The organism is Serratia sp. TSA_198.1, from assembly GCF_052686505.1.
Genome location: NZ_JBQZFP010000001.1, coordinates 1,536,331 through 1,561,508, shown reverse-complemented (window position 1 = coordinate 1,561,508; position 25,178 = coordinate 1,536,331). Strand labels below are relative to the sequence as shown.

At 55.9% G+C, this 25,178-nt stretch carries 19 protein-coding genes; 9 read left to right on the top strand and 10 right to left on the bottom strand.

Annotated features, from left to right (window positions below; translation table 11 throughout):
- Positions 1-74: 74 nt before the first annotated feature.
- The 3 genes from gstA to trxB form a co-directional block, all read right to left on the bottom strand.
- Positions 75-692 (bottom strand): glutathione transferase GstA, encoded by a 618-nt coding sequence (gene gstA, locus ACUTSW_RS07490; protein ID WP_445584058.1) that lies wholly within the window; start codon positions 690-692, stop codon positions 75-77.
- Positions 693-788: 96 nt separating this feature from the next.
- On the bottom strand, positions 789-1,676 hold the full coding sequence (locus ACUTSW_RS07485; RefSeq protein ID WP_445584057.1) for a LysR family transcriptional regulator: 888 nt from the start codon (positions 1,674-1,676) through the stop codon (positions 789-791).
- A 78-nt stretch (positions 1,677-1,754) separates the two neighbouring features.
- Entirely contained in the window at positions 1,755-2,726 is a 972-nt protein-coding gene (gene trxB / locus ACUTSW_RS07480) for a thioredoxin-disulfide reductase (protein WP_445584056.1), read from the bottom strand.
- Positions 2,727-3,397: 671 nt separating this feature from the next.
- Here trxB and lrp point away from each other — a divergent pair.
- From lrp to serS, 5 genes are all read left to right on the top strand, one after another.
- The gene (lrp, locus tag ACUTSW_RS07475) at positions 3,398-3,892 is read left to right on the top strand and encodes a leucine-responsive transcriptional regulator Lrp (RefSeq protein WP_004928318.1); all 495 of its coding nucleotides are present in this window, start codon (positions 3,398-3,400) and stop codon (positions 3,890-3,892) included.
- Positions 3,893-4,012: 120 nt separating this feature from the next.
- Complete coding sequence (locus ACUTSW_RS07470; RefSeq protein WP_445584055.1) at positions 4,013-7,579, top strand: DNA translocase FtsK 4TM domain-containing protein; 3,567 nt, start codon at positions 4,013-4,015, stop codon at positions 7,577-7,579.
- A 199-nt stretch (positions 7,580-7,778) separates the two neighbouring features.
- Positions 7,779-8,390, top strand: coding sequence for an outer membrane lipoprotein chaperone LolA (gene lolA / locus ACUTSW_RS07465; protein WP_445584054.1), 612 nt, complete (start codon positions 7,779-7,781; stop codon positions 8,388-8,390).
- A 7-nt stretch (positions 8,391-8,397) separates the two neighbouring features.
- Positions 8,398-9,741, top strand: coding sequence for a replication-associated recombination protein A (locus ACUTSW_RS07460; protein ID WP_120978379.1), 1,344 nt, complete (start codon positions 8,398-8,400; stop codon positions 9,739-9,741).
- Between the two features lie 109 nt (positions 9,742-9,850).
- Positions 9,851-11,143, top strand: a complete 1,293-nt coding sequence (gene serS, locus ACUTSW_RS07455; RefSeq protein ID WP_199635154.1) for a serine--tRNA ligase — start codon at positions 9,851-9,853, stop codon at positions 11,141-11,143.
- Between the two features lie 60 nt (positions 11,144-11,203).
- On the opposite strand, the gene ACUTSW_RS07450 is transcribed toward serS, so the two are convergent.
- The 3 genes from ACUTSW_RS07450 to ACUTSW_RS07440 form a co-directional block, all read right to left on the bottom strand.
- Positions 11,204-11,815 (bottom strand): LysE family translocator, encoded by a 612-nt coding sequence (locus ACUTSW_RS07450; RefSeq protein ID WP_004942618.1) that lies wholly within the window; start codon positions 11,813-11,815, stop codon positions 11,204-11,206.
- 98 nt (positions 11,816-11,913) lie between these two features.
- Positions 11,914-12,705, bottom strand: a complete 792-nt coding sequence (locus tag ACUTSW_RS07445) for a helix-turn-helix domain-containing protein (protein WP_445584455.1) — start codon at positions 12,703-12,705, stop codon at positions 11,914-11,916.
- Positions 12,706-12,744: 39 nt separating this feature from the next.
- Positions 12,745-13,113 (bottom strand): DUF1801 domain-containing protein, encoded by a 369-nt coding sequence (locus ACUTSW_RS07440; protein WP_445584053.1) that lies wholly within the window; start codon positions 13,111-13,113, stop codon positions 12,745-12,747.
- Between the two features lie 177 nt (positions 13,114-13,290).
- On the opposite strand from ACUTSW_RS07440, the gene ACUTSW_RS07435 reads away from it, so the two are divergent.
- The gene (locus tag ACUTSW_RS07435; protein ID WP_013812288.1) at positions 13,291-14,436 is read left to right on the top strand and encodes an MFS transporter; all 1,146 of its coding nucleotides are present in this window, start codon (positions 13,291-13,293) and stop codon (positions 14,434-14,436) included.
- 48 nt (positions 14,437-14,484) lie between these two features.
- Here the strand turns inward: ACUTSW_RS07435 and pflA are convergent, their stop codons facing one another.
- From pflA to ycaO, 4 genes are all read right to left on the bottom strand, one after another.
- Positions 14,485-15,225: a pyruvate formate lyase 1-activating protein gene (gene pflA / locus ACUTSW_RS07430; RefSeq protein ID WP_004942624.1), complete on the bottom strand. Its 741-nt coding sequence runs from the start codon at positions 15,223-15,225 to the stop codon at positions 14,485-14,487.
- A gap of 304 nt (positions 15,226-15,529) precedes the next feature.
- Positions 15,530-17,812, bottom strand: a complete 2,283-nt coding sequence (pflB, locus tag ACUTSW_RS07425; RefSeq protein WP_166728469.1) for a formate C-acetyltransferase — start codon at positions 17,810-17,812, stop codon at positions 15,530-15,532.
- A 54-nt stretch (positions 17,813-17,866) separates the two neighbouring features.
- A complete protein-coding gene (gene focA / locus ACUTSW_RS07420) occupies positions 17,867-18,727 on the bottom strand; it encodes a formate transporter FocA (RefSeq protein ID WP_006320825.1) in 861 nt (286 codons plus the stop codon).
- A gap of 492 nt (positions 18,728-19,219) precedes the next feature.
- Positions 19,220-20,983, bottom strand: a complete 1,764-nt coding sequence (gene ycaO, locus ACUTSW_RS07415; RefSeq protein WP_445584052.1) for a 30S ribosomal protein S12 methylthiotransferase accessory factor YcaO — start codon at positions 20,981-20,983, stop codon at positions 19,220-19,222.
- Positions 20,984-21,131: 148 nt separating this feature from the next.
- Here ycaO and ansB point away from each other — a divergent pair, with 148 nt between their 5' ends.
- The 3 genes from ansB (at position 21,132) to aroA (ending at position 25,124) form a co-directional block, all read left to right on the top strand.
- Complete coding sequence (gene ansB / locus ACUTSW_RS07410) at positions 21,132-22,178, top strand: L-asparaginase 2 (protein ID WP_445584051.1); 1,047 nt, start codon at positions 21,132-21,134, stop codon at positions 22,176-22,178.
- A 459-nt stretch (positions 22,179-22,637) separates the two neighbouring features.
- The gene (serC, locus tag ACUTSW_RS07405) at positions 22,638-23,723 is read left to right on the top strand and encodes a 3-phosphoserine/phosphohydroxythreonine transaminase (RefSeq protein ID WP_445584050.1); all 1,086 of its coding nucleotides are present in this window, start codon (positions 22,638-22,640) and stop codon (positions 23,721-23,723) included.
- A gap of 114 nt (positions 23,724-23,837) precedes the next feature.
- Positions 23,838-25,124, top strand: coding sequence for a 3-phosphoshikimate 1-carboxyvinyltransferase (aroA, locus tag ACUTSW_RS07400; RefSeq protein ID WP_020438797.1), 1,287 nt, complete (start codon positions 23,838-23,840; stop codon positions 25,122-25,124).
- Positions 25,125-25,178 lie beyond the last annotated feature (54 nt).

Here is a 25,178-nt window from a genome sequence, read left to right as displayed (position 1 = left end):
GTTACCTCTTCACCCGGCAGACTGAAAATAATAAAGCGGTCAAATATCCCTATAACAGACTCTGGTTGCGAGGGTTATTCCACCTCCCGGCTGGCCGCTTCCGCCGCCAGGGCGGCTTGCACCGATTTACGCTGACCGATCTGCGCCATATACCGGGTTAACGTAGGCCAGCATTTTAACTCGATGGAAAATTGGGCCATCCAACGCAGTACGGTAAACAGATAGGCATCCGCCACGCTAAAGCGATCCACCAACAGGAAATCCTGCCCATCCAGCGCCTGAGCGACATAATCGAGACGGCGGCGCAGCTTGTCGCGGAACAGTGTTTTGACCTCTTCCTGCAGGGTTGCATTGAATAGCGGGCTGGCTCCGGCGTGGATCTCGGCGGTGATGAAATTCAGCCATTCCTGCAAGCGCACCCGCTCGAAAGTATGGCTGGGAGGGGCCAGTGCGGCGTCAGGGCGCAGATCCGCCAGATATTGCACGATGGCGGCGCCTTCGGTAATCACCCGGTCGTCTTCCAGCATCAGCGCCGCGACATAACCCTTGGGATTGACCTGGTAAAAATCACCGCCGTCGGCGGTGCGTTTGCTGCGGTTATTCACTCGGATAAGTTCAAACGGCAATTCCAGCTCTCGCAGGACAATATGCGGGGATAGCGAACAGGTGTCGGGCGCAAAATAGAGTTTCATGAGAGTTCCTGAGGCAAAAAGCGATATCGCGTGACCGACAGCATGGCGCCGGTGGGGCCTGCAGAAAAATTAGAATGTCAGAAACCCGTCATCAGTTCAGCTACTGACGGGCTGCGGCAGATGATCTCGCAGGTAATCCAGCAGGGTTTGTACCGGTGCAGAGCTTGCGCCAGTGAACGAACAGACCAGGCCAAAATAACGGTAGAGCAGGACGCTCAACGGCAGAGCGCAAATGCCGGCGGCATCGGTCGGTATCATCGACGCAGGCATCAACGAAACGCCGACGCCTTCACGTACCAGCGTCAGTGCGGTGCTCCAGTCGCTGACGGTCACACGTATGTCAGCCAGCGCAATACCGGCCTGCTGTGCCAACCGTTGCGCGTTGAGGCTGCAGCCGCCGGTAGCCAGCACAAAGGGCAACCCGGCCAGCGCTTTAAAATCCACCGGTTGCCGGCCCCTGGCCAGCGGGTGGCCGCTGGCGGTAACCGCAAGCCACAGATCTTGTCCCAGGGGATAGCTTTGTCTTTCTTCCTTTGGGTTCAGCACCACGCCGACGTCGACGGTTTCCAGCGCCAGCCAGTTCTCCACTTCTTGATCGGTGCCTTCCAACTGAATCAGCTCAATGGCGGGGTAGAGGCGGCGGAATTTACGCAATAGCGGCGGAAGCAAGAGGGCAAATGCCGAGGGAAAGCTGGCCAGCCGAATTTTGCCCGAGTGCGCACTTTTCGCCTGCAGCGCGTAGTTTTGGATCGCATCGAGTTCGGCGAGCATGGCGCGGGCGTGGATGACAATTCGTTCCCCGCTTTGTGTCAGCGTCACTGAATGTGGCAGGCGGACAAACAACTGCGTGCTTAGGGCGCTTTCCAATTGAGCGATAGCCTGACTGGCGCCGGACTGGGTCATGCCGCACTGGTTTGCCGCCAGCGTAATTTTGCCGCTGTCGGCCACGGCGACCAGCAAGCGCCAGTGGAGAAGGTTCTGCATCCTATGCCCGTCCGCTCATTGTTGAGGTACAAAAAAAGCGGCTGAAGCAGCCGCTTTTCAGGATAACAGAACGTGCCGTTACAGCACTTCTGCGCCAGCGATGCCGTCCAGGTAACGCTCAGCGTCCAGCGCCGCCATACAGCCGGTGCCGGCGGAAGTGATCGCCTGACGGTAGATATGGTCCATCACGTCACCGGCGGCGAATACGCCAGGAATGGTGGTCTGGGTGGCGTTGCCGTGAATACCGGACTGAACCTTGATATAGCCGTTTTCCAACTCCAGTTGGCCACCGAAGATGCTGGTGTTCGGGCTGTGTCCGATGGCGATAAATACGCCGGCCAGCGCCAGTTCCTGCGTTGCATTATCCGCTTTGGTACTGCGAATGCGCACGCCGGTAACGCCCATCTGATCACCCAGCACTTCATCCAGCGTATGGTCGGTATGCAGCACGATATTGCCGTTTTTCACTTTATCCATCAGCCGGTCGATCAGGATCTTCTCTGAGCGGAAGCTGTCGCGGCGGTGGATCAGATGAACTTCAGCGGCGATGTTGGACAAATACAACGCTTCTTCCACGGCGGTATTGCCACCGCCGACTACCGCGACTTTCTGATTGCGGTAGAAGAAACCGTCACAGGTCGCGCAGGCGGAAACGCCTTTGCCCTTGAAGGCGTCTTCGGAAGGCATGCCCAGATAACGGGCTGATGCGCCGGTGGCGATGATCAAAGCATCGCAAGTGTATTCGCCACTGTCGCCGAACAGGCGGAACGGACGGTTCTGCAGATCGACGCTGTTGATGTGATCGAACACGATCTCGGTCTGGAATTTTTCTGCGTGCTCGCGCATGCGCTCCATCAGCGCCGGGCCGGTCAAGCCTTCGGCATCGCCAGGCCAGTTTTCCACTTCGGTGGTGGTAGTCAACTGGCCACCTTGTTCCATACCGGTAATCAGTACCGGGCTCAGGTTTGCGCGCGCTGCGTAAACCGCGGCGGTGTAGCCGGCCGGGCCGGAACCCAGGATCAGTAATTTGCTATGTTTAGCCGTGCCCATGAATACCCTCTTTTCCCACAATGCGGACAATGAAACCGATTGTAGGGAAAATGCAGCATTAAAAAAAGCGTCAGCAGATGTTGTTAACGATTTGTTTGATAGCCGTGACCTATTAATTATTGTTTTGCCACCAAAACGAGCGTAAAACGCAGCAATTTAACTTATGGAAGCCACTTGCCCACGTTATGCGTTCGTTCTGCCTGAGACACCACGTTTACCGGGTTTAAGCCGTTTTGCTCTGCGGGGCTTAAGCCAGCGATTCATAACTAAAAATGGGGTGCTGACTTTTCATGACGACAGGTTCTTCTGATTTTGCTTCTTTTACTTTGACAATCCGCTGCGCATTTGCGAAAACATCATAGGAAGAAGAAATTATCCCCCTACCTACAGTAAATCGTACGTATTTGCGGCGGCGGTGCAGGATTTTGCGCCATTGTCGAAGCGGAGAGCGGCAGGTGAGGGGAACATCGCGTCAGCGAATGGCAATTTCCTTCTTGAGATGAACGTCATTTGAATCCGTTGTGCAGGGTTGACAGACAGGTTGCACAACGATGAATGATGGTAGTGAAGTATATGACAGGCATCGGGTCTTCGCTTGGAACAAGCCCTTACACATTGACGTTGGCTAGGGTGTGGCAAGTGCAGGGAAGAAAATAAGAGAGACAATAATAATGGCAGACAATAAGAAACGCCCGGGTAAAGATCTCGACCGTATCGACCGCAATATCCTGAATGAGCTGCAGAAGGATGGGCGTATCTCGAACGTTGAGCTTTCGAAGCGCGTGGGGTTATCCCCAACCCCATGTTTAGAACGCGTGCGCCGCCTCGAGCGCCAGGGTTTTATTCATGGCTATACCGCTTTGCTCAACCCGCATTATCTGGATGCATCTCTGCTGGTTTTCGTGGAAATCACGCTGAACCGCGGCGCGCCGGATGTGTTTGAGCAATTTAACTCAGCAGTTCAAAAGCTTGAAGAAATTCAGGAGTGTCATCTGGTGTCCGGTGATTTCGACTATCTGTTGAAAACCCGCGTGCCGGATATGTCGGCTTACCGTAAGTTGCTCGGTGAAACCTTGCTGCGTCTGCCGGGGGTTAACGATACCCGTACGTACGTGGTCATGGAAGAAGTCAAACAGAGTAACCGTCTGGTTATCAAAACACGGTAAGGTGCAGGTGCAAAACCTGATTAAATTGGTTACACTCCTGTTTATTCATACAGTTTCGGCGCCGGGGAAGCTTCTCGGCGCTGTTGCTATGTCAGCTAACAGGAACCTGGAGAGCCTTTCTTGAGCCAGGAATATACAGAAGATAAAGAAGTTACCCTGAAAAAACTCAGCAGTGGCCGCCGTTTGCTTGAAGCTGTGTTGATTGTGGTAGCCATTTTTGCCGTTTACCTCATGGCTGCCTTGGTCAGTTTCAATCCGTCTGACCCAAGTTGGTCGCAGACCGCGTGGCATGAGCCGATTCATAACCTGGGCGGTGGCGTCGGAGCCTGGATGGCCGACACGCTGTTCTTCACCTTCGGGGTACTTGCTTACGCAATACCGCCGATCATGCTGGTTTTGTGCTGGGCGGCTTATCGTCAGCGCGACAGCGGCGATTACATCGACTATTTTGCGCTCTCACTGCGCCTTATCGGCACGCTGGCGCTGGTGCTCACCTCGTGTGGCCTGGCGGCACTGAATGTCGACGATCTCTATTACTTCGCTTCCGGCGGCGTTATCGGCAGCTTGCTGAGCAACGCCATGCTGCCGTGGTTCAACGGCATTGGCGCAACGCTGGCATTATTGTGCGTATGGGCCGCAGGGCTCACGCTGTTTACCGGCTGGTCCTGGTTGGTGATCGCCGAGAGAATCGGCGGTGTGGTGCTGGGTACGGCCACTTTCATGACCAACCGTTCACGCCGTGAAGAGCGTTATCACGACGATGACGATCGCTATGTCGACGACGAGCCGGAGCAGGCAGGTAAAGGAGCAGCCGTTGCTGTAGCCGCCTCTGCGGCTGCGGCCAATGCGGCAGAAGCAGAAGATGACGTACTGTTCTCTGCACCTTCGGTAACGGATGTCGCCAACGCCGCGGCAGAAGAGGCTGAAGATCCGCTGCTCAACGGCTTGCGGGCTAACGACGATGCCGATGTGGCACCTGTCGCGCCGGCGGCTGTCAGCACGCCGGTAACGCCTGATCCCGCGCCGATAGCGGCCCCGGTGACGGCGCCTGCGGTAACGGCAGCGCCAACGGCTCCGGCCTCGGTGAACCAGCATCCGATGAGTGCTGCAGTGGAGAACGCCGCGCCACCGCTGTATTCGTTCGAAATCCCTGAAGAGACGCCAGCGCCGAAAATGACGCGCCCGGCCGATCCTTACCGGGACGATGATGAACCGCGTTTGGGCAATTGGGACGCACCGGCCGTATCTCAGCCACACGATCGCTCCCCGTTTGATTTCTCTGCGGCTCAGCGCGACAGCGTTGACGTTGGCAGCTCTACCGGCTTCAGTGCCGGCGAGCCTGAGGTTACGCCATTTGGCAGTATGAAACCGCAGGCAGAAGCCGCAGCGGCGGCCGTTGTCGCCAATACCTTTATGCCGGCCTTTACGGCCACCAGCGACGGTAACTCGCAGGTGAAACAGGGCATTGGCCCTGAGTTGCCGCGGCCGAATCCGGTGCGTATTCCTACCCGGCGCGAGCTGGCGTCTTACGGTATCAAGCTGCCTTCGCAGCGTGTAGCCGAGCAGGAACAGCGTCCCCGCGATGATCAACCGCTGCAAGCTGCGGAAAGCCATCAGCAAGATGAAGAAGCCTTGCAGGAAGCGGCGCTGCGCCAGGCGTTTGCCGAACAGCAAAGCCAGCGTTACGGTGAGGAATATCCGCAATATAATCAAGATGATGAGCAAGCTCTGCAGGAAGCGGCATTGCGTCAGGCGTTTGCCGAGCAACAGCAGGCACGCTATGGCCAGCAGGAACCTGTGCCATCGGCGCCGATTGCCAATCCGATAGATACCCGCAACGCGTTCAGCTTCTCGCCGATGGATGATTTGGTCGACGATAGCCCGAGTGAACCCCTGTTCACTCTGTCGCCGCAGCTTGAAGAACGTATCGAGCAGCAAAGCGAACGTGAAGACGATGTCCCCTTTGGCCAGTTTGAGCCTGCTGCACCGGCTTATTCGTCTCAGACTCCGGCGCCGCAGCCATACCAGCCTGCTCAACCTGCTTACCAGCAGGCGCCACAGCAGCAACCGGTACAGCAGCAACCGCCAGCTTATCAGCAACCTGTGGCGCAACCGGCTCCGGCTGCACCGCAGCAGCCGGCGATGGACAGCCTGATTCACCCGTTCCTGATGCGCAACGATATGCCGCTGCAAAAACCGACCACGCCGTTGCCGACGCTGGATCTGCTGACCGAAGCCCCGAAAGAGGTGGAGCCGGTGGACTCTTTCGCGTTGGAGCAGAAGGCGCGTTTGGTGGAAGCGAGTTTGGCCGACTACCGGGTGAAAGCCGACGTAGTGGATATTTTACCTGGCCCGGTTATTACCCGCTTTGAGCTGGATTTGGCGCCGGGGGTCAAGGCTGCGCGTATTTCCAACCTGTCACGCGATCTGGCGCGTTCCCTGTCAACTTCCGCCGTGCGTGTGGTAGAGGTCATTCCCGGCAAGCCTTATGTCGGATTGGAGCTGCCTAACGTTAAACGTCAGACGGTTTATCTGCGCGAAGTGCTGGATTGCCCAGCGTTCCGCGACAATCCGTCGCCGCTGGCGATCGTCCTGGGGAAAGACATTTCCGGTGAGCCGGTGGTGGCCGATTTGGCTAAAATGCCACATCTGCTGGTGGCGGGTACTACGGGCTCTGGTAAGTCGGTTGGGGTCAATGCCATGATCCTGAGCATCTTGTATAAGGCCACGCCGAAGGAAGTGCGCTTTATCATGATTGACCCGAAAATGCTGGAGCTGTCGGTTTATGAAGGCATTCCGCACCTGTTGACGGACGTTGTGACCGATATGAAAGACGCCGCTAACGCCCTGCGTTGGTGTGTTGCGGAGATGGAGCGTCGCTACAAGCTGATGTCTGCACTCGGCGTGCGTAACCTGGCCGGTTATAACGAACGCGTTGATCAGGCTGAAGCGATGGGGCGCCCGATCCCGGATCCTTTCTGGAAGCCAAGCGATAGCATGGACATTACGCCGCCGGTGTTGGAGAAAGAGCCTTACATCGTGGTGATGGTGGACGAATTCGCCGACCTGATCATGACGGTGGGCAAGAAGGTTGAGGAACTGATCGCTCGTTTGGCACAGAAAGCGCGTGCTGCGGGGATCCACCTGGTGCTGGCGACCCAGCGTCCGTCGGTGGATGTGATCACCGGCCTGATCAAGGCCAACATCCCAACCCGTATCGCCTTTACCGTATCCAGCAAGATTGACTCGCGTACTATCCTCGATCAGGGCGGTGCAGAATCTCTGCTGGGGATGGGTGACATGCTGTATCTGGCGCCTAACTCCTCCATTCCTGTACGTGTGCATGGTGCATTTGTGCGCGATCAGGAAGTGCATGCGGTGGTCAAGGATTGGAAAGCGCGTGAGCGGCCTCAATATAAAGAGGGTATCCTCAGCGCCGGTGACGACGGTGAGGGTGGCGCTGGCGGCGGCCTGGAAGGTGACGAAGAGCTGGATCCGTTGTTTGACCAGGCGGTGGAGTTTGTGGTGGATAAACGCCGCGCTTCTATCTCCGGCGTGCAGCGTCAGTTCCGCATCGGTTATAACCGCGCTGCGCGCATCATCGAACAGATGGAAGCGCAGGGCATCGTCAGCGAGCAGGGGCATAACGGCAACCGCGAGGTGCTGGCACCGCCACGGCATGACTGATGAAGCTTTAATCGTTGTTATTCAATAATAAAGGGCCGCTTAGCGGCCCTTGTGCAAAGAAGCGTAAACCCGTCTGCTTCTCGGAACATTGGCCTATCTGCCGGCTTGTGGCTTCGGGTAAAGTAACGTTGGTTAAGGGTTAATTTGACCCGCACGGCACCGCCTTGCGGTTAACGCATTTCATAAGGTATCTGGAATAATGAAAAAACTGTTGGTTGCCTGCTGTCTGCTTTCGGGATTCGCTTCCGCCTCTGTGCTGGCCGATGCCGCACAGGATCTGCAAAGTCGTCTGGCGAAAGTGAACAGTTTCCACGCCAGTTTCTCCCAGACCGTGACCAGCAGCGACGGCGCTGCGGTACAGCAGGGCGAAGGCGAATTGTGGGTGAAACGCCCGAATCTGTTTAACTGGCACATGACCTCACCTGACGAGAGCGTGCTGGTATCGGATGGCCAAACCCTGTGGTTTTATAACCCGTTTGTCGAGCAGGTCACTGCCACCTGGCTGAAAAATGCCACCGGCAACACGCCGTTTATGCTGATCACCCGCAACGATGCCAATGACTGGAAACAGTATAATGTGAAGCAGAAAGGCGACGATTTTGAGCTGACGCCAAAATCCAGCAGCGGTAACCTGAAACAGTTCGCCATTACTGTGACCAACAGCGGTACTATCCGCAGTTTTGCCGCAGTTGAGCAGGACGGCCAGCGCAGCTCTTACGCACTGAAAAGCCAGCAGAACACCACGGTTGACGCTGCCAAATTCAAATTTACCCCGCCGAAGGGGGTGACGCTGGACGACCAGCGCCAGTGAGGTCCGCGTGAGTAATATGTCGCTCGATTTTTCCCAGAATGAGTTCCAGCCGTTGGCCGCGCGGATGCGGCCAACTACGCTGGCGCAGTATATCGGCCAGCAACACCTGCTGGCTGCCGGCAAGCCTTTGCCGCGTGCCATCGAGGCAGGGCAACTGCATTCGATGATTCTGTGGGGGCCGCCGGGCACCGGGAAAACGACGCTGGCAGAGCTGATCGGCCGTTACGGCCAGGCGGACGTCGAACGGATTTCCGCCGTCACGTCCGGCATCAAAGAGATCCGCGAGGCGATCGAGCGCGCACGTCAGAACCGTGACGCCGGTCGCCGCACTATTTTGTTTGTCGATGAGGTGCACCGCTTCAATAAAAGCCAGCAGGATGCTTTCCTGCCGCATATTGAAGATGGCACCATCACCTTTATCGGCGCGACGACCGAAAACCCGTCTTTTGAGCTTAATTCGGCGCTGCTTTCGCGCGCCCGGGTGTATTTGTTGAAAGCGCTGACCGCCGAAGATATCAGCCAGGTGCTGGATCAGGCGATGAAAGACACTAGCCGGGGGTTCGGCGGCCAGAATATCGAGTTGCCCGAAGAGACGCGCCGCATGCTGTCGGAGCTGGTGGGCGGCGATGCGCGCCGGGCGCTGAACAGCCTGGAGATGATGGCTGATATGGCGGAAATCGACGCCAAAGGCATCCGCGTTTTGACGCCGTCATTGTTAAAAGAGGTCTCCGGTGAACGCAGTGCGCGCTTCGACAATAAAGGCGATCGTTATTACGATTTGATCTCGGCGCTGCATAAATCGGTGCGCGGTTCGGCACCGGATGCCGCGCTGTACTGGTATGCGCGCATTATTACCGCCGGTGGCGATCCGCTGTATGTGGCGCGTCGCCTGTTGGCGATTGCGTCCGAGGATGTCGGCAATGCCGATCCGCGCGGCATGCAGGTGGCGATTGCGGCCTGGGATTGCTTTACCCGCGTCGGCCCGGCGGAGGGCGAACGGGCAATTGCCCAGGCCATCGTCTATCTGGCCTGCGCGCCGAAAAGCAACGCCGTGTACACCGCTTTCAAAGCGGCGATGCGCGACGCCCGAGAGATGGCTGATTACGATGTACCGGAGCACCTGCGCAATGCGCCGACCAAGCTGATGAAGGAAATGGGCTTGGGCGCGGAGTATCGCTACGCGCACGACGAGCCCAATGCTTATGCCGCCGGTGAGGACTATTTCCCACCTGAAATGGCCAAGACCCGTTACTACCATCCGACCGCTCGCGGACTGGAAGGCAAAATCGGTGAAAAGCTGGCATGGCTGGCTGAGCAGGATCAAAATAGCCCGACAAAACGCTACCGCTAGCGTTGCCGTTGCGGTAAGGTTACCGGGTATCACTCTTTCTTTATGCGGCTTATATTCAGTCGTATAAAACGACAAATTTTCTTTCAATAACAATAAGCACAGGATTAGCATGCTCGATCCCAATCTGCTGCGTAATGAGCTAGACGCAGTCGCCGTCAAACTGGCTCGCCGAGGCTTTAAACTCGATCTGGATCTGCTGCGTTCGCAAGAAGAGCGCCGCAAAGTTCTGCAGGTAGAATCCGAAACGCTGCAGGCAGAACGTAACTCCCGATCGAAATCCATCGGCGCGGCTAAAGCACGCGGGGAAGACATTGAGCCGCTGCGTCGTGAAGTGAACGAACTGGGTGATAAGCTGGATGTTGCCAAGGCCGCATTGGATACCTTGCAGACCGAAATCCGCGATTACGCCCTGACGTTGCCGAACCTGCCTGACGATGCCGTGCCGAACGGCAAAGATGACAGCGAGAACCAGGAAGTGTGCCGCTGGGGCGAACCGCGCCAGTACGATTTCCAGGTACGCGATCACGTTGATCTGGGCGAAATGGCCGGTGGGCTGGATTTCGCCGCAGCGGTAAAATTGACGGGTTCGCGCTTTGTGGTGATGAAAGGGCAGATCGCCCGTATGCACCGTGCGCTGTCGCAGTTCATGCTGGATCTGCATACGGAACAACACGGCTATCTGGAAGCCTACGTGCCGTACCTGGTCAACCATGCCACGTTGTATGGCACCGGTCAGTTGCCGAAGTTTGGCGATGATCTGTTCCATACCAAACCCTTGGAAGAAGAGTCAGACAGCAGCAACTATGCGCTGATCCCAACGGCGGAAGTGCCCTTGACCAACCTGGTGCGCGACGAGATCCTGGAAGAGGAATCCCTGCCGCTGAAGATGACCGCGCACACGCCATGTTTCCGTGCAGAAGCCGGTTCGTATGGGCGTGACACCCGTGGTTTGATCCGCATGCACCAGTTCGACAAGGTCGAGATGGTACAGATTGTTCGCCCGGAAGATTCTATGGCGGCGCTTGAAGAACTGACCGGCCATGCGGAGAAAGTATTGCAACTGCTGAATCTGCCATACCGTAAAGTCTTGCTGTGTACCGGTGACATGGGCTTCGGCGCTTGCAAAACCTACGATCTGGAAGTGTGGTTGCCGGCGCAAGACACCTACCGTGAAATCTCTTCCTGTTCAAACATGTGGGATTTCCAGGCGCGCCGCATGCAGGCACGCTGCCGTAGCAAAACCGAGAAGAAGCCGCGTTTGGTGCACACGCTGAACGGTTCTGGTCTGGCTGTGGGGCGTACGCTGGTGGCCGTTCTGGAAAACTACCAGCAGGCCGATGGCCGCATTCAGGTGCCGGAAGTTCTGCGCCCTTACATGAATGGTCTGGAATATATCGGCTAGAAAAGCTAGTCAGCAAGAAAGCGCCTGCGGGCGCTTTTTTTATGTCTGAAAATCAGAGGGTCAGTGGCTGGTCAACGCCAATTTGATGGCGAGACCGATAAATGCCAGGGAAACCGACCAGCGTATCCAGTGCATCACGCGAGCATTCCCCAGAATGCGATGCCGGACGCGTGCGGCAAAGGCGCCATAAAGAGAGAAAATCACGAACGTCATTACGGCGAATACCGCAGAAAGTATCAGCATGGTACGGGCAGGGTGCGCATCTCCCACGGTGATAAACTGTGGGAGAAACGCCAGAAAGAAAATGGACAGTTTGGGGTTGAGCGCGTTGGCTACGACGGCATACCGCACCAGAGCGCCGTCTGTGGAAGGCGAATTGGCCTGAGACAGGGCCAGCGGCCCTTTTTCGCGCAGCGTTTCCCATCCCATAAACAACAAATAAACCACGCCAAGGTACTTCACCAGGTCAAAGGCCAGGGCGCTGGTTTGCAACAGTGCGGCCAATCCGGTCACCGCAGCCAGCATATGGGGCAATACGCCCAGGGTGCAGCCCGCAGCCGCCACCAGAGCGCTGCGCGTACCCTGCTGCAGCCCGGTGGACAAGGTAATCAGCGCGCCGGTCCCCGGCGAGATAACGATCAGTAATGAGGTGAACAGGAAATCTGCATTCACGGGTAAAGCTCCTTTTGGCGATAATTGGCACCCAGTTTCAGGTGAAGGAGCCATACAGTCTTGAACGAAATTGCAGCCCGCCTTCGCAGCGGCAACGTTCAGGCGGATTGCCGGGAGAAAGAGCCGGGAGTGTACCCAAAGCTCCTGACGAACAGGCGTGTCATGTGGCTTTGATCGGCGAAGCCGCAGGCATCGGCTACCTCAGCCAGCCCGTCACCGGCGAGAATAAGCCGGCGCGCGAGCAACAGGCGGCGTTGCAGCAGGTAAGCATGTGGCGTCAGACCGGTGCGGCGTTTGAACCCGCGTAAGAGTTGGTATTGGCTCAGGCCGGCTTCGGTGGCCAACTCGGCCAACGTCAGCGGGCTGCCTGGCTCGTCGTCAATCATTTCCCGTGCGCGGACAATGCCATCTTGAGGGTAGGCTAAAGGGGGATGCGGGATCTCAGCCAGGGCTGCGGCGATAACCAGCAAAGCCTCTTCGGCGGCCAGCGCATCGCTTTGCGTTACGGCGCAGAACAGCCGGTTAAAGCAGGCGGCCAGATGATGATTGCTGAAAACCGGGTGGCTGAATTCCCCGGAGGTAAATCTCCCCTCGCTGATATCCGCGAAGCATTGATTGAGCCGTTCCGGGTGGCAGTAGATCATGCGCCAGGCTCTGGCACCGGCGAGGGGAGAGCCGTCATGCACTTCTCCGGGGTTCACGGTGATGATGTCTCCTGCGGATGATTCAACGCGGCCTCTGCCGCTTAGCGATTTCTGGGCGCCGCGATCCATCAGGCCAATGCCAAACTGGTCGTGAGTATGGCGGCCAAAGGAAAAATCCGTGTCCGCCGTTACCATTTCCATACCATGGAGGCGGCTGGGGACGATCTGAATGGCACGCTTTTTCATCATATTATCCTTAGGGTGCGCTGCAGATGTACGCCGGTTTTAGCGTGGAGGTTCAAGCTCATAGGCCAGCCTTGCGTAATCTGCCAGATGTTTTGCCTCTACATCGGCAATCGAATAAAGCTTGATATGCCGGCGATACTTACCCCCGCCTTCCAGTATCCGGTGGCGGTCTTCGAGCAGATAGCCCCGGCCAAACTCAACCGTCACATGGCCGCTGTAGGCGAACACGCCGCAGAAAAACGCCGTATGGGCAAACATGATGCCGCCATATTTTACCGATTCATTGACGCCGCCACCGGTTGCCGTGACCACTTGGCGAACACGTTGCACGACGTCCAGAAGTTCACCATGAGTGCTGCCTATATCCGCCAGCAAAGTGCCGACGGCATTATCGATAGTTTGTTTCATTATGCCTCTGCGGGAGCGAATTTCTTCTGCCGTCAGCATAGCCCTTTTTGCTGCGCGTTGCCCCTGCTGCCGGGAGTGAAACAAATTGTGCGGTGCATAGATAAGAGCGGATTGACTTTTTTATCGCCAGTGGCATGATGCGCGCACTCTCATCGCGCGTTCGGTTTCAATTTCACTATGTCCGCATATTCCCGCCCAGTGCTCCTGCTGCTCTGTGGCTTGTTATTGCTCACGGTTTCTATTGCCGTATTGAATACGTTAGTCCCTCTTTGGTTGACTCACGCTCAGTTGTCAACCGGCCAGGTGGGTATGGTGAGCTCTTCTTACTTTACCGGCAACCTGGTAGGCACGCTGATAGCGGGCAAACTGATCAAACGCATCGGCTTTACCCGCAGCTATCATCTTGCCTGCGTGGTGTTTGCCGTTGCGACGGCCGGTATGGCGCTGTCGCTCGATTTTTGGAGCTGGATGGGCTGGCGTTTCTTTGCCGGCATTGGCTGCGCCTGGATTTGGGTGATCGTTGAAAGCGCCTTACTGCGCAGCGGTAACCTGTCCAACCGCGGGCAACTGTTGGCGGCCTATATGATGGTTTACTATCTTGGCACCGTGATTGGTCAACTGCTGTTGAGCCTGGTATCGACCGAATTGCTGAACGTGGTGCCGTGGGTGGCCACCATCATCATCTGCGCCATGCTGCCCATGCTGTTTGCGCGGGTTAACAGCCAGCATGACGAACCGCAGCAGGCGGCGGTATGGCCAATGCTGAAACGCCGCAGCGCGCGGCTGGGCATCAATGGTTGCATTATCTCCGGTATTGTACTCGGTTCACTGTATGGCTTGATGCCGCTGTATTTATCCCATCAGGGTATGAGCGACGCCAACGTCGGTTACTGGATGGCGCTGCTGGTCAGCTCCGGTATTGTCGGGCAATGGCCGGTAGGGCGCCTGGCCGATCGCTATGGCCGCCTGTTGGTGCTGCGCATTCAGGTGTTTGTGGTGATCCTCGCCAGTGTGGCGATGCTCGGCAACTATGCCATGGCGCCGGCGCTGTTTATTCTCGGCTGCGCCGGTTTCACGCTGTACCCGGTGGCGATGTCCTGGGCCTGCGAGAAAGCGCTGCCGCATGAGTTGGTGGCGATGAATCAGGCGTTGCTGATGAGCTACACAATCGGCAGCCTGCTTGGCCCGTCAATGACGGCGTTGTTGATGCAGAATTATTCCGACCGCCTGCTGTTTGTGATGATTGCTGCCGTTGCGCTGGTGTACCTGATGATGTTGCTGAAAAAGCCAAACCATCACCAAACTCCGCTGGCTGCTGCCTGAGATAAAAAAACCGGCCATTGCGCCGGTTTTTTTATCTCGACAAAAAGATCAATAAATCACTTTATGGCCGTAGCTTTCCAGAATGCCTTTGACGCGATCCATCGTGTCCGCTTTTGGTGGGTGGACGCCGTCCAGCTTGTACTCTTCCCCCATCGCCACCCATTTGTGCTTGCCGAGTTCGTGATAGGGCAGCAGCTCGATTTTCTCGATGTTGGTCATGTCCTTGGTGAACTCACCCAGCATGTGCGTTGACTTGTCATCGTCGGACCAGCCGGGCACCACCACATAACGGATCCAGGTGCGCTGGTTGCGTTTCGCCAGATAGCGGGCGAAGTCCAGCGTGCGGTGGTTGGAGACGCCGACCAGGTTCTGATGAATGTCGTCGTTCATCTGTTTCAGATCCAGCATCACCAGATCGGTGGCATCCAGCAATTCGTCGATCACCGGATCGTAACGACGCACAAAACCGTTGGTATCCAGGCAGGTATTGATACCTTCCTGCTGGCATGCACGGAACCAGTCACGGACAAATTCGGCCTGCAAGATGGCTTCGCCGCCGGAGGCCGTCACGCCGCCGCCGGAAGCGTTCATGAAGTGCCGATAAGCGACGGTGTCTTTCATCAGCTCTTCTACGGTCACTTCTTTGCCGCCATGGGTGTCCCAGGTGTCGCGGTTATGGCAATACAGGCAGCGCATCAGGCAACCCTGGAAGAAAACGATAAAGCGGATCCCGGGACCGTCAACGGTGCCACAGGATTCGAAGGAGTGAATGCGACCTTTCACTGACATTGCAGGGGGTTCTCCAATATTGACTGTCAAACGCAGTCTAAAAGTAGGCTCATAACCGCCGGCCAGGGATCAGCGATGCAGCTACCGGATAGGCCCGGTGGCTGGGGTGGAACGATTCCTGCTGGCCGGTTATTGCGCCGGATAACTGTTTTGCCGGATATCCATCAATTTCATTCAGTATAGCTATCTGGCAAAACAGACTCGTGATGAGTCAGGGAAACTGCGTTTGTTAAAAGGGCCGGAAAGATCCGGCCCCGGTATTCAGCTTAACCACCGGGCGGGAAACCCCGCCCGGATGGGGCAATTACATCGACTGGGTGAAAGTACGGGTAATCACGTCTTGCTGTTGTTCTTTGGTCAGCGAGTTGAAACGTACGGCATAACCGGATACGCGGATAGTCAGCTGAGGGTATTTCTCAGGGTTTTCCATCGCTTCCAGCAGCATTTCACGGTTCATCACGTTGACGTTCAGGTGCTGGCCGCCTTCGATGGAGGCTTCGTGATGGAAGTAACCGTCCATCAGGCCCGCCAGGTTGGCTTTACGCACGTCGTCATCTTTACCCAGAGCGTTTGGCACGATGGAGAAGGTGTAGGAGATCCCGTCCTTCGCGTAAGCAAACGGCAGTTTGGCTACGGAGGTCAGGGAGGCTACAGCGCCTTTCTGGTCGCGGCCGTGCATTGGGTTGGCACCAGGACCGAATGGAGCGCCTGCGCGGCGACCATCTGGAGTGTTACCGGTTTTCTTGCCGTAGACCACGTTAGATGTGATGGTCAGTACGGACTGGGTCGGTACCGCATTACGGTAGGTACGCAGTTTCTGAATTTTCTTCATGAAACGTTCTACCAGGTCACAGGCGATGTCATCAACGCGGGCATCGTTGTTACCGAACTGCGGGTATTCACCTTCGATTTTGAAGTCTGTCGCCAGGCCGTCTTCGTCACGGATGGTGGAGACTTTGGCATACTTGATGGCAGACAGGGAGTCGGCCGCTACCGACAGACCGGCGATGCCGCAGGCCATGGTGCGGTAAACGTCACGGTCATGCAGGGCCATCAGCGCAGCTTCATAGCTGTACTTGTCGTGCATGTAGTGAATGATGTTCAGCGCGGTCACGTACTGTTTGGCCAGCCAGTCCATAAAGTGGTCCATGCGTTCCATGACTTTGTCATAGTCCAGCACGTCGTCCATCATTGGCGCTTCTTTCGGGCCTACCTGGATTTTCAGTTTTTCATCAACGCCGCCGTTGATGGCGTACAACATGGTTTTCGCCAGGTTGGCGCGGGCGCCGAAGAACTGCATTTGTTTGCCGACGATCATCGGGCTGACGCAACAGGCGATGGCATAGTCATCGTTGTTGAAGTCAGGGCGCATCAGGTCGTCGTTTTCGTACTGTACGGATGAGGTGTCGATAGACACTTTCGCCGCGTATTTTTTGAAGTTCAACGGCAGCTTTTCAGACCACAGGATGGTCATGTTCGGCTCCGGAGACGGCCCCATGGTGTACAGGGTGTTCAGGAAACGGAAGCTGTTTTTGGTGACCAGCGTACGGCCGTCAACGCCCATACCCGCCAGGGATTCAGTTGCCCAGATTGGGTCGCCGGAGAACAGTTCATCATACTCAGGGGTACGCAGGAAGCGCACCATACGCAGTTTCATTACCAGGTGGTCAATCAGTTCCTGCGCTTGCTCTTCGTTCAACTTGCCCGCTTTGATATCGCGTTCGATGAACACGTCAAGGAAGGTGGACACGCGGCCGAAGGACATTGCTGCGCCGTTCTGGGATTTCACCGCGGCCAGGTAGCCGAAGTAGGTCCACTGCACGGCTTCTTGCGCGGTAGTCGCCGGGCTGGAGATGTCACAGCCGTATTTGGCGGCCATTTCTTTAATCTGGGCCAGAGCGCGGTGTTGTTCAGCGATTTCTTCACGCAGCTGAATGGTCATTTCCAGATCTTCGCCGTTTTCGAGCTTGTTCTGCAAAGATTTGAACTGGTTCAGCTTGTCGGCCATCAGGAAGTCGATACCGTACAGCGCAACGCGGCGGTAGTCGCCGATAATACGGCCACGACCGTAAGCATCCGGCAGACCGGTCAGCACGCCGGATTTGCGGCAGTTCAGGATGTCTTTGGTGTAAACGTCGAATACGCCCTGATTGTGGGTCTTACGGTAGTCGGTGAAGACTTTTTTCAGCTGTGGATCCAGTTCGCGGCCATAAACCTTGCAAGAACCTTCAACCATTTTGATGCCGCCGAACGGGATCAGGGCGCGTTTCAGTGGTTCGTCGGTCTGCAAGCCAACGATGGTTTCCAGCTCTTTGGCAATGTAGCCTGCGTCATGGGAAGTGATGGTCGCGACAACGTTGGTGTCGAAATCAACCGGCGCATGGGTGCGGTTCTCCAGTTTGATCCCTTCCATAACCTTGTCCCACAGGGTGGAGGTGGCCTGAGTTGCGCCGGCCAGGAAGGATTCATCACCCTCGTAAGGAGTGTAGTTTTTCTGGATGAAGTCACGAACGTTGACTTCATTCTGCCAGTCACCTTTGCTGAAACCTTCCCAAGCTTTGGCTAACTTCTCGTTAAGTTCGGTCATTATACACCTACCTTTAATTGTGGATTTCTAACTCGGCGCACGGTAACTGGCAGCTTAATGCTGCTGTTCGCCACCACGCAGATAAATTACCCAGTAAGTCAACCCAACCAGCAGGCCGCCGCCAATGATATTGCCAATGGTGACTGGGATCAGGTTGTCGATGATGAAGTTGCTTACGGTCAGATGAGCAAATTGCTCGGGTGCTGCCCCTACGGCTTGCCAGAACTCCGGCGTGGCGAAGTGTTTAACCACGATACCCATAGGGATCATAAACATGTTGGCGATGCTGTGTTCGAAACCGCTGGCGACAAACATGCCGACCGGCAGGATCATGGCGAACATTTTGTCCATCAGGCTGCGGCCGGAATAGCTCATCCACACGGCCAGGCAGACCATCAGGTTAGCCAGAATGCCGAGGCAGACAGCCTCGATAAAAGTGTGGTGCAGCTTGTGGTCAGCGGTTTGCAGGACGTTCAGGCCCCACTGGCCGTTGGCGACCATGTGTTCACCGGAAAACCAGATGAGTGCCACAAAGAACAACGCGCCAATCAGGTTACCGATATAGACGTTCAACCAATTGGCTGCCAATTGGCACCAACTGATGCGGCCGCTGGCCTTGGCAATCACAATCAGCACGGTTGAGGTGAACAGGTCTGCACCTGAGACCACAACCAGCATTAACCCCAGAGAGAAACAGATGCCGCCGACCAGTTTTGCCAGGCCGAAAGGCACACCGGCAGTGCCGGTAGTCGCAGTGATATAAAACACGAACGCGATGGAAATAAAGACGCCGGCAGTGATCGCCAAATAAAAAGTTTTCAGCGGGTGCTTGGTGGCTTTATACACGCCTGCATCTTCAGCGATTTTCGCCGTTGCCGCAGGTAATATCAGATCGAAGGGGTTGTCAGCTTTCACACTAACTCTCTCTCTTAAGGGTTAAAACAACGCAATGAGATACTAGCAAAGCAGTATAGGGTAAAAATTGATTTGGATCATAAGGCGGGGAACTAGAACGGTGAAAAACCATAAAAACAGCAGGGTTTAATGGTGTAGTGATTTGATTTTTAATGAAAAAATATTTTTTAATCTTTACAAATAATTTTGAATTGGCAGGATAAACCTCCCTTTGAAAGGTTAAATATTTATGCGTATTGTCTCTTTTTGGCAGTTAAAATTTACCTGTCGGTTAATTATTACTTCACCGTTTTGCAACAATTAACGTTTTGTTCATCTTGTTTGTTGATAAGTGCGTAATTAGCCGGAAAAAATAAAAGAAGAAAACGGTGATTTAACCGTCAAAATAAGATCTGGCTATTTTCTTTGCTGCGTTTACGAATGCGATGTACAGCAAACTATCTCTTTAGGAGTGGCGCCGGCAGGCAAGCTGCCGACGCATTAAGACTGCGGTTATGCCTGTACCCAGTGGCGGCGCTTGGCGTTTTGCAGTTTTTCGTAGGCCGCCAGCAGCGCCTGATGCGCCGGTAACGCTTTCAGATCGCTGTCGACAGCGAACAAGCCGTTAAAGCGCTCTTCGCCGCTGATGGCCGCAGAGGCTGCGTCGACCGCTTCCTGACCGTACATTTTCACGAAGGCGCCGTAGTACTGCGCCGGATCGCGGTCCGGCTCCTGCGTCAGCAGCAGCAGGGTTTGCAGGCAACGGTAGTAATTGCTGCGCGCCGGGCTTAACACCGATCCGTTAAAGTCCTGGGTCCATTCCGTCCAGATCAGTGCCTGTTCCATATCGCCGCCCGCGAGTGCCAGCATGGATTTCAGCTCGCCCACGCGCAGGGTGTGCCAGGCGTTGTCTTTACCGGAGGCAATGCCCAGCAACTCGCGCACGCGGGTGAAATCGTCCAGGCCTTCGTCGTCCAGGCGCTCAATCAGCGCCAGATATTCTTGTGGCTCCCATTCGCTGCCCGGCAGTGCCAGCAGGGTATCACGCAGGTGCGCGCCCATGCTGTTATTGGCCAGCAACAGATCTTCCGCCGGGTAGATGTCGGACATGCCAGGTACGATGATACGGCAGGCGTAAACGTCCAGGTGCTCGTAGTCGGCGATGTACACTTCGGCGCCTTCTTTGTCGAAAATGCTCATCAGCGTGGCGAATTCTTCCTGCGTGCTGCCGCTGAAACTCCAGTCGACAAACGGGTAATCCGCATCCTGCTTGAACATGTCCCAGGAGATCAAACCGCTGGAATCGATAAAGTGGGTTTCCAGATTGGTGTGTTCGGCCACTTCTTCGTCATCGAAGGTTGGCGCGGTGAACACGTCCAGATCCTTCAGACTACGGCCCTGCAGCAGTTCAGTCACGGTACGCTCAAGCGCCACGCCGAAGTCGGGATGAGCGCCGAACGAGGCGAAACAGGTGCCGTTGGCCGGGTTGAACAGCACTACGCAGATTACCGGGTAGTTACCGCCCAATGAGGCGTCATAGGACAGGATCGGGAAGCCTTCCTGTTCCAGGCGGGCAATGGCTTCCACCACGCCTGGATAACGGTTCAGCACTTCGCTCGGGATCTCCGGCAGGCTGATGGATTCGGCGATAATGCGGTTTTTAACATAACGCTCGAAGACTTCGGAAAGGCCCTGCACGCGAGCTTCGTTCGCGGTGTTACCGGCGGACATGCCGTTGGAGACGTACAGGTTGCCGATGATGTTCATCGGAATATAGACCGTCTGCTGGTCTGACTGACGGGAGAACGGCAGGGCGCAGATGCCGCGATCGCCGTTGCCGGATTGCAGATCGATCAGATCGCCGGCGGTCAGTTCCTGCTCTGGATCGTAGAACGCATGCAGGCGTTCGTCGAGGATGCCTTCCGGCAGCGAATCGTCGGCCGGGATCGGGAACCATTTCTCATTCGGATAATGCACGAAATCGCCTTCGGCAATGTGCTTACCCAGATAGAAATCGGCAAAGAAATAGTTGGTGGAAAGGCGCTCGAAGTATTCGCCCAAAGCGGAAGCCAGCGCGGCTTTTTGGCTGGCGCCTTTACCATTGGTGAAGCACAGCGGGCAATCGCGATCGCGGATGTGAACCGACCATACGTGCGGCACCGGGTTCAGCCAGGAGGCTTCTTCGATATTAAAACCCAGATCGCTTAATTTCTGTTGGAAACGGGCGATGGAGTCTTCCAACGCGGCGTCTTTGCCAGGGATAAAAGTTTGCGTCATTGTCTTCACTTTTTGAGCGTACTAAAAACGCGCAATGATACGGGGTTTTACGCCCAAGCTCCATGTATTCCTAAAGCGACGGTAAAGTCACAGTTTTTTTAAGGATAAGGGCCATAATTCAGCGGGTTATCTATCAAGGAGAAACCTAATGAAATCAGTGAAACTCAGCGTTGTGGCACTATTCCTGGCGGGCGTAAGCGGTTCTGCGCTGGCATTGCCTTCCATCACTTTGTTGGCGACCGGCGGCACCATTGCCGGCGGCGGCGAATCGGCGACAAAATCCAACTATACGGCGGGCAAACTGGGCGTCGATGCGTTGGTGAATGCGGTGCCGGAGCTGAAAAACGTCGCCAATGTGCAGGGTGAGCAGGTAGTGAACATCGGTTCGCAAGACATGAACGATGAGGTGTGGCTGAAACTGGTGAAGAAAATCAACGCTGACTGCGGCAAAACGGACGGTTTTGTGATCACCCACGGCACCGACACGCTGGAAGAAACCGCTTATTTTCTCGATTTGACCGTCAAATGCGACAAGCCGGTAGTGATCGTTGGAGCGATGCGCCCGGCGACGGCGATGAGCGCCGACGGCCCGTTCAATCTGTATCACGCCGTGGTGACGGCGGCGGATCCGCAATCGGCCAAACGCGGGGTGCTGGTGGCGATGAACGACAGCGTGCTGGATGCGCGCGACGTGACCAAAACCAATACCACCTCGGTGCAGACCTTCCAGTCGCCCAATTTCGGTCCGCTCGGTTATATCCATAACGGCAAGGTAGACTATCAGCGCTCACCGCAGCGCAAGCATACTACCGATACCCCCTTTGACGTATCCAGCCTGACCGAGCTGCCCAAAGTCGGCATTGTCTATAACTATGCCAACGCTTCCGATGCGCCGGCCAAGGCGCTGATCGCTGAAGGCTATCAGGGCATTGTCAGCGCCGGGGTCGGTAACGGTAACCTGTATAAAACGGTGTTTGATACGCTGGCGACCGCCGCACATAACGGTGTGGCGGTAGTGCGCTCTTCCAGAGTGCCGACCGGTTCCACCACGGAAGATGCGGAAGTGGATGACACCAAATTCGGCTTTGTCGCCGCCGGTACGCTGAACCCGCAAAAAGCGCGGATCCTGCTGCAGTTGGCGCTGACTCAGACCAAAGACACCAAACAAATCCAACAGATGTTTAATCAGTATTGAGTAGTGAACGACGGGGGCATCGCTCCCCGTTTTTTGTAGCCGGGCGATGCTGTAGGCAATCGCAGGCCGAAGCGGCGGGGATTATGCCAGCAGCGCCTGTAGCCTGATTGTGCCTCTGGCGGATTCACAGCAACATATTTGCCCGCGTTTTTGCCCGCGTTGCGGCAATGGCCGGTGGATTGCAGCCTGGTCGAAGAGCCGGGTTAGCTGAATACAGCATAAAATACCGCGTTAACCCACTGAATTCCCCGATGGCGCAGCGTTTTATCGCACAAAAAAACGCAGTGGCGACAGAGCCTGTTATTCCGTGCTGCGGTAGTTTGCTGCTTGCGGGTGAATAAGCATTGCAGCAGCGTTACGTGAGTGATAAAACCGATGCGTTGGTTAACTCGACAGTTAACTTTGGGCGTATTTCGGTTGGCCAGTCTCATTGGCGAATAGTGAATGTGGTGAGGGGAAATGACTCAGGTTTATAATTTTAGCTCTGGCCCGGCAATGCTGCCGGTTGAAGTGTTGCGTCGTGCGGAACAGGAACTGTGCAACTGGCACGGTCTCGGCACCTCGGTGATGGAAATCAGCCATCGCAGTAAAGAGTTTATCGAAGTTGCCCAGCAATCCGAACAGGATTTGCGCGATCTGCTGAAGATCCCCTCCAACTACAAAGTGCTGTTCTGCCATGGTGGCGCCCGTGCACAGTTTGCCGCATTGCCGCTGAACCTGCTGGGTGATAAAACCACTGCGGACTATATCGATGGCGGTTACTGGGCGCACAGCGCCATCAAGGAAGCCGAGAAATACTGCACGCCTAATACCATTGATGTGAAAACCACCGTTGACGGTCTGCTCGGTATCAAACCGATGAAAGAGTGGCAGTTGAACGACGATGCGGCTTATGTGCACTACTGCCCGAATGAAACCATCGACGGCATCGCTATCGATGAGACGCCGGACTTTGGCGACAAAGTGGTGATCGGCGATTACTCCTCCACCATTTTGTCCGGCCCGCTGGATGTCAGCCGCTTTGGCGTGATTTACGCCGGCGCGCAGAAAAACATTGGGCCGGCAGGCCTGACGTTGGTGATCGTACGTGACGATCTGCTGGGTAAAGCTCGCCGCGAAGTGCCGTCGATTCTCGATTATACCGTGCTGGCCGAGAACGATTCCATGTTCAATACGCCGCCGACCTTCGCCTGGTATCTGTCCGGCTTGGTGTTCAAGTGGCTGAAAGAACAGGGTGGTCTGGTGGAGATGCACAAGCGCAATCAGGCCAAGGCCGAGTTGCTGTACGCAACCATCGATAATTCTGATTTCTACCGCAGCCGCGTAGCACAGGCTAATCGGTCCTGGATGAACGTGCCGTTCCAGTTGGCTGACTCGGCGCTGGACAAAGTGTTCCTCAGCGAAGCGGAAGCTATCGGTCTGCAGGCGCTGAAAGGTCACCGGGTGGTTGGCGGCATGCGTGCTTCTATTTACAATGCCATGCCGCTGGCCGGCGTGCGGACATTAACCGACTTTATGATCGACTTCGAACGTCGTCACGGTTAAGCCTCGCTGCCTGCTTTGCGCGGGCAGCTTTCGCTGTTGTCCTTTTGCATTAAAGCGGCTCCGGCATTTTCCCGGGGCCGTTTCGTTTATCAGATTTTGGAGAGTTTTGTTCACATGGTGGATTCCCTGACGTTACAACCGGTCGCCCTGGTCAATGGCACCGTCAACTTACCCGGCTCCAAGAGCGTGTCCAACCGTGCTCTGCTGCTGGCTGCGCTGGCGGAGGGAACGACCACGTTGACTAACCTGCTGGACAGCGACGACGTGCGCCATATGCTGAATGCGCTGCAGGCGTTGGGCGTGAGTTATCAGCTGTCCGACGATCGCACCACTTGTATCGTTGAGGGCGTTGCCGGCCCGCTGGTGGCCAGCGAGCCGCTTGAACTGTTCCTCGGCAATGCCGGTACCGCGATGCGCCCATTGGCGGCGGCGTTGTGTCTGGGTAGCGGTGATGTGGTGTTGACCGGTGAACCGCGCATGAAAGAGCGGCCTATCGGCCATTTGGTGGATGCTCTGCGCCAGGGCGGCGCGCAAATTGATTACCTGGAACAGACCGACTATCCGCCATTGCGCCTGCGCGGCGGCTTTCACGGTGGTGACGTGACCGTCGACGGCAGCGTTTCCAGTCAGTTCTTGACCGCGTTGCTGATGACTGCGCCACTGGCTGAGCAGGACACGAATATCCATATCAAGGGCGAACTGGTTTCTAAACCGTACATTGATATCACGTTGCATCTGATGCGTACCTTCGGCGTTGAAGTCAGCCACGACAACTACCGCGTGTTCAATATTCAAGGCCGCCAAACCTACCGCTCACCAGGGGATTACCTGGTAGAAGGCGATGCATCCTCCGCTTCTTATTTTCTGGCGGCGGCGGCGATTAAAGGCGGCACCGTACGCGTGACTGGCATCGGCAAGAAAAGCGTTCAGGGCGACACCAAATTTGCCGACGTGTTGGAGAAAATGGGCGCTCGCATTACCTGGGGCGATGACTTTATCGAATGCAGCCGCGGTGAGTTGCGCGGCATCGATATGGATATGAACCATATTCCGGACGCGGCGATGACCATTGCCACCGCAGCCCTGTTTGCCGAAGGGCCGACCACCATCCGCAATATCTATAATTGGCGGGTGAAAGAGACCGATCGCCTGGCCGCCATGGCGACTGAATTGCGTAAAGTAGGCGCTGAAGTGGATGAAGGTGAGGACTATATTCACGTGGTGCCGCCGGCGAAGCTGAAGTTTGCCGATATCGGCACCTACAACGATCACCGTATGGCGATGTGCTTCTCGCTGGTGGCGCTGTCGGATACCCCGGTGACCATCCTCGATCCGAAATGCACCGCCAAAACTTTCCCGGACTATTTTGAGCAGTTGGCGCGCATCAGCCAATTGGCGTAACCGGTAGTCAGATGATTTCTTTTAAGGCCCTTAACCGGGCCTTTGTCGTTTTTA

Bases quoted from the DNA above. Each gene is read 5' to 3' on its own strand.
- gstA (WP_445584058.1), bottom strand. From the start codon at position 692: ATGAAACTCTATTTTGCGCCCGACACCTGTTCGCTATCCCCGCATATT.
- ACUTSW_RS07485 (WP_445584057.1), bottom strand. From the start codon at position 1,676: ATGCAGAACCTTCTCCACTGGCGCTTGCTGGTCGCCGTGGCCGACAGC.
- trxB (WP_445584056.1), bottom strand. From the start codon at position 2,726: ATGGGCACGGCTAAACATAGCAAATTACTGATCCTGGGTTCCGGCCCG.
- lrp (WP_004928318.1), top strand. From the start codon at position 3,398: ATGGCAGACAATAAGAAACGCCCGGGTAAAGATCTCGACCGTATCGAC.
- lolA (WP_445584054.1), top strand. From the start codon at position 7,779: ATGAAAAAACTGTTGGTTGCCTGCTGTCTGCTTTCGGGATTCGCTTCC.
- serS (WP_199635154.1), top strand. From the start codon at position 9,851: ATGCTCGATCCCAATCTGCTGCGTAATGAGCTAGACGCAGTCGCCGTC.
- ACUTSW_RS07445 (WP_445584455.1), bottom strand. From the start codon at position 12,705: ATGAAAAAGCGTGCCATTCAGATCGTCCCCAGCCGCCTCCATGGTATG.
- ACUTSW_RS07440 (WP_445584053.1), bottom strand. From the start codon at position 13,113: ATGAAACAAACTATCGATAATGCCGTCGGCACTTTGCTGGCGGATATA.
- ACUTSW_RS07435 (WP_013812288.1), top strand. From the start codon at position 13,291: ATGTCCGCATATTCCCGCCCAGTGCTCCTGCTGCTCTGTGGCTTGTTA.
- pflA (WP_004942624.1), bottom strand. From the start codon at position 15,225: ATGTCAGTGAAAGGTCGCATTCACTCCTTCGAATCCTGTGGCACCGTT.
- pflB (WP_166728469.1), bottom strand. From the start codon at position 17,812: ATGACCGAACTTAACGAGAAGTTAGCCAAAGCTTGGGAAGGTTTCAGC.
- ycaO (WP_445584052.1), bottom strand. From the start codon at position 20,983: ATGACGCAAACTTTTATCCCTGGCAAAGACGCCGCGTTGGAAGACTCC.
- ansB (WP_445584051.1), top strand. From the start codon at position 21,132: ATGAAATCAGTGAAACTCAGCGTTGTGGCACTATTCCTGGCGGGCGTA.
- serC (WP_445584050.1), top strand. From the start codon at position 22,638: ATGACTCAGGTTTATAATTTTAGCTCTGGCCCGGCAATGCTGCCGGTT.
- aroA (WP_020438797.1), top strand. From the start codon at position 23,838: ATGGTGGATTCCCTGACGTTACAACCGGTCGCCCTGGTCAATGGCACC.